At 57.9% G+C, this 14730-nt stretch carries 8 protein-coding genes, 1 tRNA gene and 1 pseudogene; 2 read left to right on the forward strand and 8 right to left on the reverse strand.

Annotation, left to right across the window (positions count from 1 at the left end; all coding sequences use genetic code 11):
• Positions 1–42 precede the first annotated feature (42 nt).
• Positions 43–118 (forward strand) — tRNA-Lys (locus K1Y02_08980).
• A 23-nt stretch (positions 119–141) separates the two neighbouring features.
• On the opposite strand, the gene K1Y02_08985 is transcribed toward K1Y02_08980, so the two are convergent.
• The 5 genes from K1Y02_08985 to K1Y02_09005 form a co-directional block, all read right to left on the reverse strand.
• The gene (locus K1Y02_08985; protein ID MBX7256482.1) at positions 142–2262 is read right to left on the reverse strand and encodes a TIM barrel protein; all 2121 of its coding nucleotides are present in this window, start codon (positions 2260–2262) and stop codon (positions 142–144) included.
• On the reverse strand, positions 2259–3578 hold the full coding sequence (locus K1Y02_08990) for a Gfo/Idh/MocA family oxidoreductase (protein MBX7256483.1): 1320 nt from the start codon (positions 3576–3578) through the stop codon (positions 2259–2261). Before K1Y02_08990 ends, K1Y02_08985 begins: the two co-directional genes overlap by 4 nt.
• Before the next feature lie 25 nt (positions 3579–3603).
• On the reverse strand, positions 3604–4434 hold the full coding sequence (locus K1Y02_08995) for a sugar phosphate isomerase/epimerase (protein ID MBX7256484.1): 831 nt from the start codon (positions 4432–4434) through the stop codon (positions 3604–3606).
• 66 nt (positions 4435–4500) lie between these two features.
• Complete coding sequence (locus tag K1Y02_09000) at positions 4501–5880, reverse strand: PQQ-binding-like beta-propeller repeat protein (GenBank protein ID MBX7256485.1); 1380 nt, start codon at positions 5878–5880, stop codon at positions 4501–4503.
• A 34-nt stretch (positions 5881–5914) separates the two neighbouring features.
• Entirely contained in the window at positions 5915–7261 is a 1347-nt protein-coding gene (locus tag K1Y02_09005) for a PQQ-binding-like beta-propeller repeat protein (GenBank protein ID MBX7256486.1), read from the reverse strand.
• A gap of 246 nt (positions 7262–7507) precedes the next feature.
• Between K1Y02_09005 and K1Y02_09010 the strand changes: the two genes are divergently transcribed.
• A complete protein-coding gene (locus K1Y02_09010) occupies positions 7508–10891 on the forward strand; it encodes a hypothetical protein (protein ID MBX7256487.1) in 3384 nt (1127 codons plus the stop codon).
• Between the two features lie 34 nt (positions 10892–10925).
• Here the strand turns inward: K1Y02_09010 and K1Y02_09015 are convergent, their stop codons facing one another.
• From K1Y02_09015 to K1Y02_09025, 3 genes and pseudogenes are all read right to left on the reverse strand, one after another.
• A complete protein-coding gene (locus tag K1Y02_09015; protein ID MBX7256488.1) occupies positions 10926–11831 on the reverse strand; it encodes a hypothetical protein in 906 nt (301 codons plus the stop codon).
• Between the two features lie 159 nt (positions 11832–11990).
• Positions 11991–12074: pseudogene (locus K1Y02_09020) on the reverse strand (prepilin-type N-terminal cleavage/methylation domain-containing protein).
• Between the two features lie 128 nt (positions 12075–12202).
• The gene (locus K1Y02_09025; protein ID MBX7256489.1) at positions 12203–14530 is read right to left on the reverse strand and encodes a hypothetical protein; all 2328 of its coding nucleotides are present in this window, start codon (positions 14528–14530) and stop codon (positions 12203–12205) included.
• Between the last annotated feature and the right edge of the window lie 200 nt (positions 14531–14730).

The raw sequence follows: 14730 nt of genomic DNA on the forward strand, positions 1-14730 counted from the left end.
GCGGGCCCGCTTGGGCTCGCTTTTGTGTCTTTCTCGCCACGTGAACGGGTAGCTCAGTCGGTAGAGCATCGGACTTTTAATCCGGTGGCCGCGGGTTCGAATCCCGCCCCGTTCACCATTTCTTTTTGTCGACCGGGGTTGTCAGGGCCAGAAGTAGTCCAGCCGCGCGACTGTCGTGTCCACCAGCAACTGCGCGCCTTCCGGGCTGACGATGAACTTATCCGCGCTGTAGCCGCCGCCGGGAATTGCCTTCGCCGTCGGAAGGTATCCGCCATTCGAATCCGTAAGCTGCACCAAGAACGTCAGTACGGGTTTGCTGCGCGCTTGGATGCGTATGCCATAGTCCTGGAACAACTCGAACGGATTGGTCGCCATTCCGGCATCGCCGATTCGCAGCACGTGACACACGATCGGATGAACCGAATCCGTCACGTAGAAAGGTTCGCGAGGCGGCTGGATCTCCGGCAAATCGAGTTCGATGAGGTCGTGCTTCAGTACAATCGCGGACTTGGCATCTTTGTTGGCCGTAGGGAGCGTATCGTCCACGGCGTTCACGATACGGCGCGCGATCTCCTCGCGTCGCGAAATACCGCGCCGCGCAAGCATGGCCTCTTCAGCGGCTTTGCGGAACATCGTATGCGGCGAAACGTCGCCGGCGGCGGAGATCTGCGGCAGAACGAACAAATTGGGATCGTGGCGGCGGTGGAGTTCTTGACGAACATCGTGCCAGAAATCGGCAGAGACTTCCGATAACCCTTCTGTTTCCTGCGCCGGACACGGCACGTTGATAAGCACCCCGGTCAAGGTTTGATCGGGCCTCCAGAAATAGAGGAGTTGGACGGCGGGGTCGGCGCCGCCTTCAAAGCCCATGAAGTCGCCTCGGCGGGTGTCGCCGTACATCACGGCCGTGCCATCCGCATATTGCGCTCTTCGGTTGATGCCTACGGCGGCGCTGCCCAAAGCCCAGTTCATGCTTGCTGGAGCGCGATTTTGCCAGGCTTCGGCAATGGCTCCCGCCACCCTGTCAATGAAGAACGCGCGGTACTCTTCCGGCTTCATCGCACCGTCGCTCTCAACCACGTCGTAGAGTCCCTTGAATACGCTGCCATCCAGAACAGGCGCGGTGTGGGTATGGGTGGCACTGATTACGATCTTGCGCGTGTCGATATCCGCCGCTCGCGATTTGACGGCTTCGCGGATAGCGCCTGCAGTGGCCTTGTCAACCGATACGAGATCGCAAGAGACCAAAACGGCCTGTTCGGATTCGCCGTTGGGACCGCGCGTCTCGATAGCAAGCGCAGTACTGGTCAGCGGATCGCGTACTTTCGTCGAAATGCGCTTGTTGAGTTGGCCTGCCAGCGACACTGGCTTCTCTGGCGTAATGTCAGCGGTGGCCCAACCGACGTAGAGCGGGTCCTCGCGGTTTGCGGATGCGGCGAGTGCGGCAACGTGTTCCTTAAACCACGCGCCGCACGCCTCGATTTGCGGCATGTTGTTCAACCAATCCGATTCGTATTCGACCGTGAACAGGCCAGGCGTCAGCCGTAATTCATACACGGCTTTCAAGACTCCGGCGATATCGCCCGCACCTTGCCCCCAAGGCACGTCGTGCGCGTCGAGCGCCGCCTTGTCGAGGTCCTTCACGTGAAGAGAGAGCAGGCGCTTGCCAAGTAGCCGGACGGCTTCCGCGGGCTTAAGCCCGGAGCGCAACCAGTGCCCGGTGTCGCCGCACGCGCCGATGCGCGGCCCACGCCCCTCGCACACCTTAAGCACTTCCGCGGGATTCCAATAGCGCGAACTGCCTTCGGGATGATTGTGAATGGCCAAGTTGACGCCAAACTCGTTGCAGTACTTCTCGATGGTGTCGAGAGCCTCGGGCGCAGGTTCCGAGACGATGAACTCCAGTCCGAGTTTGCGCGCAAATTCAAAGGTGCGTTTACACACGCCCTCGTCCGTGGGAATGTTGTGGATGTACATGCTCGTCATCCGGACTTTGGACTCATCGAGCTTTGCCTTGATCTGCTGGATCATGTCGTCAGGCAGTTCCGCGTTCAAAACGGCGTCCGAATCCGGGCGAACCCGTTGTCCTTCAAACGCCTCGATATAGGACATGCCCACGGCGGCAGTTTTGTCCACCGCTTCAAAGAAGGTGAACTCCTTGAAGCTCCACGCTGCCGGTCCCACGCGCCAGCCGAACGGTGATTGTGCATGCGCCGCAGCAGTTGCGACGAGGATTAGTGAAAGAAGGCGTACGTGCTTCATGTCAGTTTCCATCCGTTATGCATGGGGCGAACCAGCATCGAATTGGCCTTGTCATTGTCTATAAACCGTTCGGTCTTGGGGTCCCACTTCAGCTTCTGCTCCAGACGCGCGGAGATGTCGGCGAGCATGCCCATGTAGGAAGCCGTGTGGGCGGCATCCACATCAGACACGGGATCCTTGCGGCTGCGCACGCACTCCAAAAAGTTGCCGCCGTGATTTGTCGAATCGGTAAGCTTTGTATCCGTATCCTTGAATTCGACTTTGAGAAGAGACTCTGGCGCGGCCCAGATCCCCGCGCGATCGACGTGGACCCATCCTTCGTCGCCAATGAAACAGCAGCCCGCCTGTTTGAAGTCGCCTTCTTCGAATTTGCTGCTGTCCTTGAAAATCAACTTCAGGCCGTCTTCGTACGTGAACGTGCCTTCCCACGCGTTTACGTTGTCGGTGAAAGACTCGTGGCGATAGTCTGCCTTGCATTCGACTTCAAACGGCACTTGGCCGACGCGCGGGCAACCCCAGTTGGCAATGTCCAGATGGTGGACGCCCCAATTGGCGATGAACCCGACGCAGTAATCCCAGATCAGGTACCAATCAGGCCACTCGACGCGGCCGAGGTTGTAAGGCTTGTCGGGCGCGGGGCCTCTCCACATGTTCCAATCAAATCCCTCTGGAACGGGTTGGGGATCAAGCGTGCCGGAGTATTTCGGACGGTAATGCGCTCCCGGCGCGGACACCTCGATGGTGTGTATGTTTCCGACATACCCATTTCGCGCAAGGGTGCACGCGTGCTGAAAGTCCTTGAGCGAACGCTGCCAGGTGCCAGTTTGAAATACGCGCTTGCCGCCGCGCACGGCATCGCGAATGATGCGGCATTGCTCCACCGACACGCCCAGCGGTTTCTCGCAATACATGTCCTTGCCCGCCTTGACCGCGGCAGTTGCCATGAGCGCGTGCCAATGATCTTGCGCGGTAATCACCACCGCATCGATGTCCTCGCGCGCCAACACCTCACGAAAATCGCCGTACATGGCGCAACCGGTGTCTCCGTACCTTTCGTCAACCAGTTGCTTCGCTTTTTGCCGCCGATCTTCATAGGTATCGCATACGGCCACGACCCGGCAATCGTCGAGATCGAGAAACTTGCCCATGTTGTTTGTGCCCATGCTTCCCACGCCGATGCATCCAAGGGTGATGCGATTGCTTGGGGCCGGCGTACCTTCCGCGCCGAAAACGGAGGCGGGAACGATGTTGGGCAACGCCGCCGCAGCGCCGGTCGCTGCCGAGTATTTCAGGAATTGCCGTCGAGTCAGTTTCATGCTTCTATCCCCCCATTCCATGCGACTACTTCTTTCGCAAGACCTTGTTCAAGTGGCCCAGACTCACGCGGCCTTGTTCTTCCGAGCTGCACTCCACCGAGAGCACGCCCTTGAAACCTGCCTTGCGGAGTATTTTTACGATGCGATTCCAGTCGAGCACACCTTCTCCGCATGCGCAACCGGACGGTACGCCCGTCACTTTTCCGCGGTCGCTCATGACCACACCGCCGATGTCTTTGGCATGCACGTGAACGACCCGCTTGGCGATGGCCTCAAGAAATGCGTAGGGGTCCTGCCCTGCCATGAACACGTTGCCGGTGTCAGGATTGCAATTGTAGTAGGGCGACTTCACGAGATTCAGGAGTTCGAGATACGTGTTCAGTTTGACCGAATACTTCTGATGCGGTTCCAGCGCGATGTGCACCTTGTGGCGCTCGGCGACAGGCAATACGCGCCGCAACGTATAGTAGATAACATCGAACGCTTGCCGCTTCGACATCCAATCAGGAACGACGCCCTCGTCGGTACACACACAGCCTGCGCCAAGCGCGTCCGCATATTCGATGGCGCGTGTAAGGAATGGGACGCTGATTTCGGGTTGGGCCATGGGCGCGTGTGCGGACACCGCGCTGACCTTCAGTCCGAAACGTTCGACAATCTCGCGGACCTCAAGCGGATCGCGTTCCATGCTTACCGCGCCGTAGTAACCCGCTTCGCATAGCAGATCGCGGCCATTTAACATGTTCAATTCGCAGTATCGATAACCTTGCTTGCGAATTGCGGCCAAGGCGTATTCAAGTGGCTTGTCCGCGTGTCGAAATGCCTCGGTATTAAGACCCAACTGAATTTCCGGCATGACAGTTCCTTTCTCGTGCCGTTGGCGCGGCACGCCCCCCGAATTCACTGACTCGCTTCCGAGAACCTATCCCTCAATGCGGTAGACGTGCGTCTTTGTCCGCAGTATGAGTGCGTTGCCGTCAACAGCGGGCGACGCCATGAAGCCGTCTTCAAGTTCATTCGTCGCGACGATTTCCGGAGTCTTGCCCGCCTTGAGAACCGTGGTCTTTCCTTGCGTGCTTGAGAAATAGATGTGGCCATCCGCGAATATCGGCGAAGTCACGTAGTTGCCGCCCGCCTTCTGCTCCCAGACCTTTGCTCCGGTTGCCGCTTCCAGGCACGTGATCATTCCGCTATTGCTGATCAGGTAGAGAAGGCCGTCGATGAAGATCGGCGAAGGTTCCTGCGGAAGAATGGCCGACTCGGCAGTCTTCCACGCGACATGCGTTTCGCTAATGTCGCCATGTCCATCGGGCCGAATCGCCAACAACTCGCTTTCGCCCCGGCCCGATACCACGAACACGAGTCCGTCGCCATAGACCGGACGTGACGCGGATGTGTAACCGGTCGTGGGTACGTTCCAGATTTCCTTGCCCGTGAGCGGTTCGTACGCGAAGGCTGAAGACGAACCGGCGCTTACCAGTTGATACGACAAGCCCACTTTGATTGCCAACGGCGTGCTGAACGCCTTGCGATAATCTCCCTCGCGTTTGGGCTTGCCTGTCTCGTCGAGGTCATTCCACTTCGTGGTTCGGTCGGTTCTCCATCGTGTCTCGCCGGTGGTCTTGTCGAGCGCGGTCAGGTACTGCTGGTCGACTCCATCGAACGTCAATACAAGAAGGTTCTCGAAAATGATGGGCGACGAGCCGGGCCCGCGATAGTGACGGCACGGCAGGTCGTTTCGACTCCAAATGGGCTTGCCGGTTGTCGTGTCCAGACACGCGGTTCCGTAGACTCCGAAATGGACGTACACTCGGCCTGCTTCGATGACGGGAGAAGGCGAAGCGTAGCCGTTGACGCCGTTGCCAAGCGGCTCAGGCTTGTCGCACGTGAAGACCTTCTCGTTGAAACGTATTTCGCCCGTCTTCGCATCCAGACAGACAGCGAAGAATTCCGTGCCCTCGTCGGTCGCCATGGTCATCCAAACCTGGCCATCAAGTACCACGGGCGTCGACCAGCCCTTCAGCGGCAGAGCCGTCTTCCACTTTACGTTTTCCGTTTCGCTCCACGATACGGGCAATCCGACTGGCTGCGTGTCTCCCTGCGGGCGAACGTGTCCATCGCCGAACGGGCCGCGAAATTCCGGCCAGCCGGTTTGTTGTGCCGCTGCAAAGGCAACTTGATCAAGCGCGGTCCACACGCTCGACCGCACGTCGGGAGCCAAATGCGCAAATGCAACCGGGACTCCGCTTACGGTACCCGCCGCCATAATCGTCCTTAGAAATGTGCGGCGATCGATGCCCATCGTGAATCCCTTTCCGCTCGCGTGCTCAGTGTGGTTAGTTTGGCGTTTCTTCAATTCTGTACACATGGGTCTTGGTCCGCAATATCAGGGCTTTGCCATCTACCGCGGGCGACGCCATGAACCCGTTCTCGAGTTCGTTTGTGGCAAGGATTTCAAGCGTTGGTCCTGCCTTGAATACCGTTGTCTTGCCTTGCGTGCTCGAGAAATACAGCTTGCCATCAGCGTAAATCGGAGAGGACAAGAAGTTTCCGCCGAGATCCTTCGCCCACACTTTGGCGCCAGTCCGTGCTTCCATACAGGTTACCATCCCCTGATTGCTGCACAGGTACAGCAAACCGTCGATGACGATAGGCGAAGGCTCCAGCGGGATTATGGCTGCCTCGTCGGTCTTCCACGCAATGTGCTTGTTGCTCACGTCGCCCTGTCCATCCGGACGTATGGCCCACATCTCTACCTGGCCCTGCCCTGTAAATACAAACACCAGCCCGGCTCCGTATGCCGGGCTTGCGGCGGGCGTGAATCCTGGCATGGGAACGTTCCAGACAGCTTTGCCGGTCAGGGGTTCGTATGCGTAGGTTGCCTTTGACCCGACGCTAATCAGGAGCGGCTTACCGGCAACGTCGATGATAATTGGCGAAGTATAGGATTTGCGCCAATCGCCTTCGCGTATGGGCTTGCCTTGCTCGTCCAGGTCATTCCATTCCGTTGTCCGGTCTGTTCTCCACACGGTTTCTCCCGTGTCTTTATTGAGCGCAGTGAGGTATTGCTGGTCCACGCCGTCAAGCGTCAGGATCAGCAAGTGCTTGAAAAGAATGATAGAAGATCCCGGCCCCCGAAGGTGACGGCATGGGAGGTCCGTCCGTTTCCACAGAGCTTTCCCTGTCGCCGTGTCCAGGCATGCTGTGCCGTAACTGCCGAAATGGACGTATACGCGGCCATGTTCGATAGCTGGGGAAGGAGAGGCGTATCCATTCACTTCGTTGTCAAGGGGTTCGGGGTTGTCGCAGGTAAACACCGTTTCATCAAAGAGCACGGCGCCTGTATTGGCATCCAGGCAGTTGGCGTGGAATTCCTTGCCGTCCTCGGTGGCCGAAGTCATCCACACCTGGCCGTCCATTACCACGGGCGTGGACCATCCCTGGAGTGGCAGTGCCGATTTCCACTTTACATTCTCAGTCTCGCTCCAGTGGAGGGGAAGGCCGATGGTTTTCGTATCTCCCTCTGCGAGCACATGTCCATCGCCGTATGGGCCGCGAAAGGCCGGCCAGCCAGGCTGCTGGGCGCCTGCAAGTTGGCTCGCGCAGCACACAAGCACCGCAGACGCACAGAGCATCTGTACACCCTTTGCCACCAGAAGCACGGATCTTTGTTGTCGTCTCATTCCATGTCCCTCTTTAGAAATGAGCATCTCACGGTGCTTCTGGACGATGCAAATGAAAGCTCCTGGCAGCAGGATCCAATGTGCGAGATTCCTGCCAGGGTTTCTATGCAATTTGCTCCACTGGAACTCTCTTTCGTGTAACTAGACCAGTTCCATCTCCTGAATCGCCTCGCCAAATGGGATGCGATTCGCCTATACTCGTTCATAGCGTGAATGGGGGTTCTCAACCAAGAGAGAGATGGGGCCATGCGAACTCAAACTGTTGCGGCGATTCTCGGGTTGTCCATGTTGCTGTCGGGTGTGGCGGCGGCGGAATCGATTTGGAGTATAGGTCATGTGGACGGCAGCTATGGGGAGTTTGCCATTGCCGGTGCGTATGCGGACTATTCGAAGGCATTTCCGCAGGATGTGACATTCACGGTTGGCGCGAGCACGGCGCGAAAGAACTGGCCCTACATCCAACCCGGACCCGATGACGCGTGGGCGGAATCCAAGACCCATCCCTATTCCGTGAAGTGGCGCATGCGCAAGGCGCCGAAGAGCGCGTGCCGCATTATGGTCTACCTCTGTGATACGCAGCCCTCCGCGCCGGTATTGGCCGTGACGGTAAACGGACACGAATGCCCGGCGGTTCAATTGCCGGGAGGCGCCGGCGACCCGTCATTGACCGACTCGCACGCAGGGCGGCGGCACGCACAGCCGTTCGTGTTTCCGGGGAACTGGCTGCGCCGTGGTGAAAACACCGTCACGCTTACCACCACGGCCGGATCGTGGATGCTCTTTGACGCAGTGACGCTGGAGTCGGGGATACCGAATACGCCGCAAGTGAGCCGGATCAACGCGTCAAGTACACCGATGTTCAAGAACGTGGATGGCGTGCTGAAGCAAGCGGTCCGAGTCGAAATCGAAAACGCGGGGCTCGAAGGCACGGGCACGCTGGTGTTGGCCGATTCGCCCGAAACGAGTCAGGCAATCGACATTAAACAAGGCGCGCAAGCGTTCCACCTGCTTGTACCGCCGTTCACGCAAACGGAAAGCCGCCGCGTGCAGCTAACCGTCGGCGACAAAGTGGAGGAGGCCGCTTTTAAGGCCTTTCCCGAGAAGCAGTACAAGCTATTCGTGGCGGCCTCGACGCACACGGATATTGGCTACACGGACCTGCAAGAAAAGTGCATGGAACTGCACGTGAACAACGCCATGCTTTCCCTGGATGCCTCCAAATCCAACCCGGATTTCAAATACAGCCTCGAGGTATTTGCGCAGGCGGATTGGATAAAGGAACTCAGGCCTGACGCGGTACCTGCGATTGAGCAGGCCATTCGAGACCGGAAATTGGGGCTGACGGCGCTCTATCTGAACATGTTGACTGGCATGTGTTCCGGTGAAGAAATGATGTGGTTGCTGCGTCCTGCCCAGAAATACGGGCGCAGCCTGGGCGTGCCCGTGGAAATGGCCTCGCTCAACGACGTGCCCACGTCGGTGGGTACCCTGCCGATGCTTTTCCGGGCAGCCGGCGTGAAATACTTTTCGGAAGCGATCAACGAGGATCGTGGACCCGTGTTCAAACACGCCGACCCCGAGATGATTCAGTCTCCGTTCTGGTGGGAATCCCCGGACGGTTCGCGTTTGCTCACGACGTTCACGCGAACGTACTTCCAGGTGTGCCAAATCCGAATGCAGGAGAGCCTCGATTCGATGGAGGCCACCCTCCCGAGATTCATGAAGTCGTTCACGCGCGAAGACTATCCGTGCGACGCCATTTTCATCAACGGAGGTTTCGTCGACAATAGAGTAATGTCTCCCAGCTATGCGGATGTGGCCGCGGAATGGAACCGCAAGTGGGACTTTCCGAAGGTGATTCTGTCAACGCCGGACGAATACTTCCGCTATGTGGAAGAGAATTTTGGCAACGCGCTGCCTGTGTACCGCGGCGACATGGGCGTGTTCTGGGAAGACGGAGCGGCGTCTTCGGCTGCCGAAACGGCTATGGTCCGCTGGGCCAAGGCTGACCTTTGCGCGGCAGAGAAATGGGGCGCGCTGGCCGCGGCAAAAGGTCACGGCGATGCGACGCTCGACACGTATGCGGACGCATGGAAGGAAATCCTCTACTACGACGAACACACGTGGGGTTCCGCGGTGAGTATCAGCGACCCGAACAATCCGCAGACCTCTGGGCAGTGGGCCCGTAAAGCAGCCTACGCGGACAGGTCGTTGAAGCAAGGTAAAGCGTGGGCGCAAAACGGCAATACCGCGCTCTGCACATTGGCCGGCGCTCGACCGAACGAGAGCGGACGCACCTTGCTTGTCTCCAACCCATTGTCATGGGAGCGTGATGTGCCCGTCAGCGTTCCATGCGAATCCGCCGTCAACGCGGTTCGAGACAAGTCCACCGGAAGATTCGTTCCTGCTCAGAAGACCGCCGACGGAGGATTGTGCTTTGTCGCGCCCCGAGTCCCTGCGATGGGTTACCGCATCTTTGAACTGACAACGAAGAAGAAGGCCGTAGAGGGTTTGCTTCTCAAAGACGGCGACGACTACACGTGGAAGACATCGAAGTACCGCATTCACATTGACCCGAAAACAGGCGGCCTTGATCGCATCACCGACACCGCGACCGGTAGAGAGTGGGTGGACGCGAAATCAGGTTATGGCCTGAACCAATACCTGTACGTAACCGGCGGAAACGGCACTGCGATGATTCATCCCCCGGCCAAGCGCTGCACGGATCTTGCGGTAAATACACACGATTCCGCGACAGTCAGCCTGGTGGAGAACGGACCCGCGAGAGCGGTCCTTCACATCCAGCGCGCGGGTGGGGCAGTTTCGCCGGTGGACACGGATCTCGTGCTTCACGCCGACGGTACGCTGGACGTCGTGAACGTTGTTCACAAACAGGAAACACTTGAGAAAGAAGCGGGGTATTTCGTTTTCCCATTCGGGTTGAATACGCCGGATGAAGCGAAAGCCTTCATTGAACTGCCGTATGGAATCATTGAGGCTGACACGGACCAGATGCCGGGCGCTTGCCGTGAGTGGTATTGCGTCAACACGTTTGCGGCGGTAGGCAACAACACGGGTTCGGCTTACGTGGCAGCGCCCGATGCGCCGCTATTCTGCGTGGGCGACATCAATCGGGGATTATGGCCAAACCGCCTGAACGGCAATCGGCATATTCTCTACGCGTACGTGTTCAACAATTATTGGCACACGAACTACAAAGCGTCTCAAGGCGGCGACATCCGCTTCGCGTTTTCCGTGCGCCTGTCCGATGCGCCGTTCGATCCTGTCGCCGCCACGCAATTTGGATGGGCGCGCACGCTTGACTTGACGCCGGGCCGTACGGGTGCCGCCTGTGTGGACGGCCACGCGACGGCGAAGCAGTCGTTCGTCGCGTTGGACAAGGGCCCCGTCATACTTAGTGAATTGTTGCCGACCGAAGGCGGTGTGCTGGCTCGCTTGTACAACCCCTCGGGTCAAAGCGCAGAAACGACGATCCATCTGGAGGGCGTGAAGCCCAAGGCAATGCTGTTGACCGACCTTTTCGGTGAAAACGGCACACCGCTGGCAAAAGGACAGAAGATCGCCGTGCGTGGACGCGGCATAGCAACGGTTCTCCTCAAGCTGGAGTGACCTTCTTCACTGACACGGGGGCTCTCGGGATTTGCTATCCCGCAGTGCCCTCCAGGATATACGAAGCCCAGATCTGCACCTTTTGAGGATACCGGTCATCGTATCCAATGACGGGGAACTTGCCGCCGTATTGCGTGTATTTCAAGAATTCGGCGTGCCCATCCGCATACAACACGTTTGCGCCGCCGGGCACATGATTGAATGCCGGAATCGCTGCCAACCCGGTATCCGAGCCATTCACTTTCTTGACCGTCCCCCACGCATCACACATCGTGGGGATATCCGCGGCCGCTTTGGCGCTTGCTGCCGGATTGTTGACGTCTGTAATTAGGAATCGCTCGATTCCTTCGCGAAGGTGATAGACCAAATCAGGTCCGAGGATCATATCGCCGGATTCGTCGAACCCCACGGCGCGTTCCAGAATTTTGGATGAAGTCACCCATGTCAGTAGCGCATCTTTACCCGCGAACGCGATTGCTCCGTCCTTGTTGATTCCGTTCGCGGCGTACTCTTCGCGCATTCCCTCCGGAATCTCATAGACTCCGACCCAAAACCCGCCGTCTCCTGACTGCGCCTGATTTGGCTGCCCTTCTGCATACGGGCATTCCGGGCCGACGTCCAGCTTTAGCTCGTCAATACTTCCTCCCTGATAGAAGTCTCTGACGCCCGTATTTGCGTATTCGTTGGATTTCCAGACCAGCCGCGCAGTTGCTCCGTGCGTCATGGCATATCCGAAGTAACAGTACGACCGGGAATAGCTGAGATGAGTCAGCATGCAGTTGGCGTTGGCCTTCCCTTGAGCAATAAGGGCATTGATTCGGTCGACGCCCTGCTCCAATTCCAGGATGCCGCTATCGTATGTATTGCCTTCGACATGCGAATCCGACGGACACAGAATGAGCTTCGGATCGGTCATGTATTCCGGGTAGACACTGCGCATATCCACCCCAAGGAGATTGTGGTCGAATCCTGGTAGTAACCGCTGAAGATCCGGGTACATCTCCCTGTTTTCGGCGGAGTACATATTGAAAACGATGCCCCACTGCTTCAAGTTGTTCGCGCAGGATGCGCGCCGCGCCGCCTCCCGGGCTCGCGCCAATGCGGGCAACAACACTGCGGCCAGAATCCCGATAATCGCGATGACTACCAACAACTCGATCAGGGTGAATCCCCGGTACTTCATGGGTCATCCCTTCCATTCAGTGCGGCGCATGAACGCCGCGTCCCCCAACTTCACTTGGGGTAGAAATGGAAATTCACCCGCAGATCGATCACGGTCACATCACAACTAGCTCGGCGAAGCGGCATCACTCACTTCTTGATGAGCCAAGCCTCCGAAATGCGCGACATTTGACGCCAATTGATGCCGGGTTCGAAGGGTATGTCGAATGTTATGGTTAGATTTCCCTCACGGTAGGCACGGCGGGGGACGGGGAATTCCTTAATGTCGCCCACCTCACGGCCGTCCTGTGTGGGAATGAGGCGGACACCGTTCGCGCGCGGAAGGCAAGAGCTCACGCCTGTCGTCCGAAACACATAATCCGCGTTGGGGTCCAGTCCCATGTAACGCAGTCCGTCGGGCCAGTCCATCTTGCTCATCCACGACTGCCGCACGCGCCGCTTGCCGCTATCCCACCACATGAAATCGGGGATGGCTGCGCGGTCCGGGTCAAGAAGTGTGTTGGCGGCTTCCGAACGGATAACGTGATCGCACTGGGCTACATTGCCGATGTCGTCGTAGAAGCTCCCTGTGCCGGGGTGTTCCCACATGGCAAGTTCACGCAATCGCGCGACTTTGGAAGTCTCATCAGGCAACGCGCGTACTTTTGCCAACTCGTCTTCAAGCCACCAGCGGTTGTTGAGTGGATAATCCACGTAGTCGAGCACAGCTCCGCGCTCCGCGCCGCTGGCCTTATACTTCTCCACGCTGGTCTGTAATCCAATCGACTGCCACAATGCTTCGCACAAGTCTACGATTCGTTGCCGCAGCTCGGGCCGGACTGGAGCCGTATCTACACGGGCTAGCGCGGCCAGCGCCGCGTCAATGGCCTTTTCCGATCCTGCCGTCGAGGCTTCGAGCATTCGGGCATTTGCTTCTTCTTCCAAGCCCGATTCGTTGATTAGGCGATGCCGCACGTATGTGTCGTAATAGGCGCGAAGCAGGCAGAGTTGCCAACGCCAATTCCCGGAAAGTTGTGGCGACTTCTCTTCGATTCCCTTCCAAAGGGCAAGAGTAGCATCTACACCGCCGTTATTCGCGAGCGAACCCTCCCAGTTCTTTTCCAAGGCGAAGATGCCGTCTGCAGCGGTCTCGGCAACATCGGGGCCGAAGAACAATCGAGCGTAGTCGGTCAATATCTCGCGGAGATCGGCCTGCGTGTTCCATCCCAGAGAACTCCACACGACTTTATTCACATCGTCGTGAATGCCGTCTGAATACGTCAGAAATCCATTCGTATACGGCGCGAGATTGTTGTGCACAGTGCGATAAAACACGGGTCGCGGATTGACCGGCTCTCGGCCCAGAGTGAACGCAAACGCGGGGTCTATCCAGGGCACGGCGTACTGGGCCCGGATGACGTGCGTTATATCCGGATAGTGACGAATCCCGTACCGTTTATCGAGACGCAAGCGCGTCTCGGAGATGGACGGGCTGGAAGGCCCGGCCACTACGCCACCCAGCCATGTCGGTTTGTGTTCTTCCATCCACGCGTAGAACACATCGACCTGCGCATCCGTGAAGCCTTGAAGCGATACCCAGACTTTTGCCTTGGGGTGGTACTTAATCAAGCGTTTGGAGACATCTTCGAGAAACGGCATAACAAGTTCGGGCGGATTGTCTCCTGGATCGCCGCCGGGAAAGAACACGGCGTCGAGTCTCTTGAATCCCTTATACGCTTCTTCGTGCTCGTCGAGCGCCTTGGCGCGCAAAGCCGTGTCGTTCAAGTCGAAGCTGGCAGGCGTCCAGATCCAGTAGTCCAGTCCGTACTTGTCGCACGATGCGCTAACCGCACGGTCCATGACCTGTCGTGGCGTAGACCCTACCGTCGGCCGCTCGTCTTGTATCGGAATAGTCTCGATGGCATTCGTGCCGAACAGGGCGAGCTCGCGAATATACTGGTCGTACTGTTCTGGCGTCCACGCGTCGTAGGAATTCGCCGTGGCTCGGTAACCCAGTTGGTGTCCGCGAATCGCATACTCAGGCGATGCCGACACGTTTATGGGATGTGGCAGATACGCCGTGCCTGGCCGCCACTCCAACTTTCGAAGGAGATACCCGACGCCAAACAGCGCGCCACGCTTGCTCGCGCCTACGATGCGGACACGGGTGGAGTCCGGTTCCTGAGAAGTCTCAATTCGGTAGGCATCGGATAATTTCGAGACATTGGATTCTACGAGCACCTCAATCACGGTTCCATGCGAGGGACGCTTGCCCACGATTTGCCACTTCAATCCGCAACGCTTCTCGACTTCTTCCGAAAGAACCGTGGCCGCCACACGGGCCGCGTTGCGATTTCCATCGACACACACGGTAGCGGAGCTCAAGTCCAGGTTTTGCGCCGGAGCGGCAACGCACAAAAATGCCGTGGCAATCACTAAGCATATGAGACTCGTTAGCTTTGTATTCTGTTGGTACATAGACACCCCGCAGTCCTTTCTATGATGTAGCTAGTCCCGTGCGTTCCTGTTTCTATTTTAGATGCGGTGTCGACCTGTGACAACGCCGTTGTTGCCAGAATTCGGTTCCTTCCTGGAGCAGGGATTCGATATCATACACGGCGAGGGGGCAAAGAACCGCGCGAGCACGGGGCGGAAACAGAGACTCCGACTTCTTCTAG

The sequence above is a fragment of the Candidatus Hydrogenedentota bacterium genome (assembly GCA_019695095.1).
In the GTDB taxonomy this organism is placed as follows: domain Bacteria; phylum Hydrogenedentota; class Hydrogenedentia; order Hydrogenedentales; family SLHB01; genus JAIBAQ01.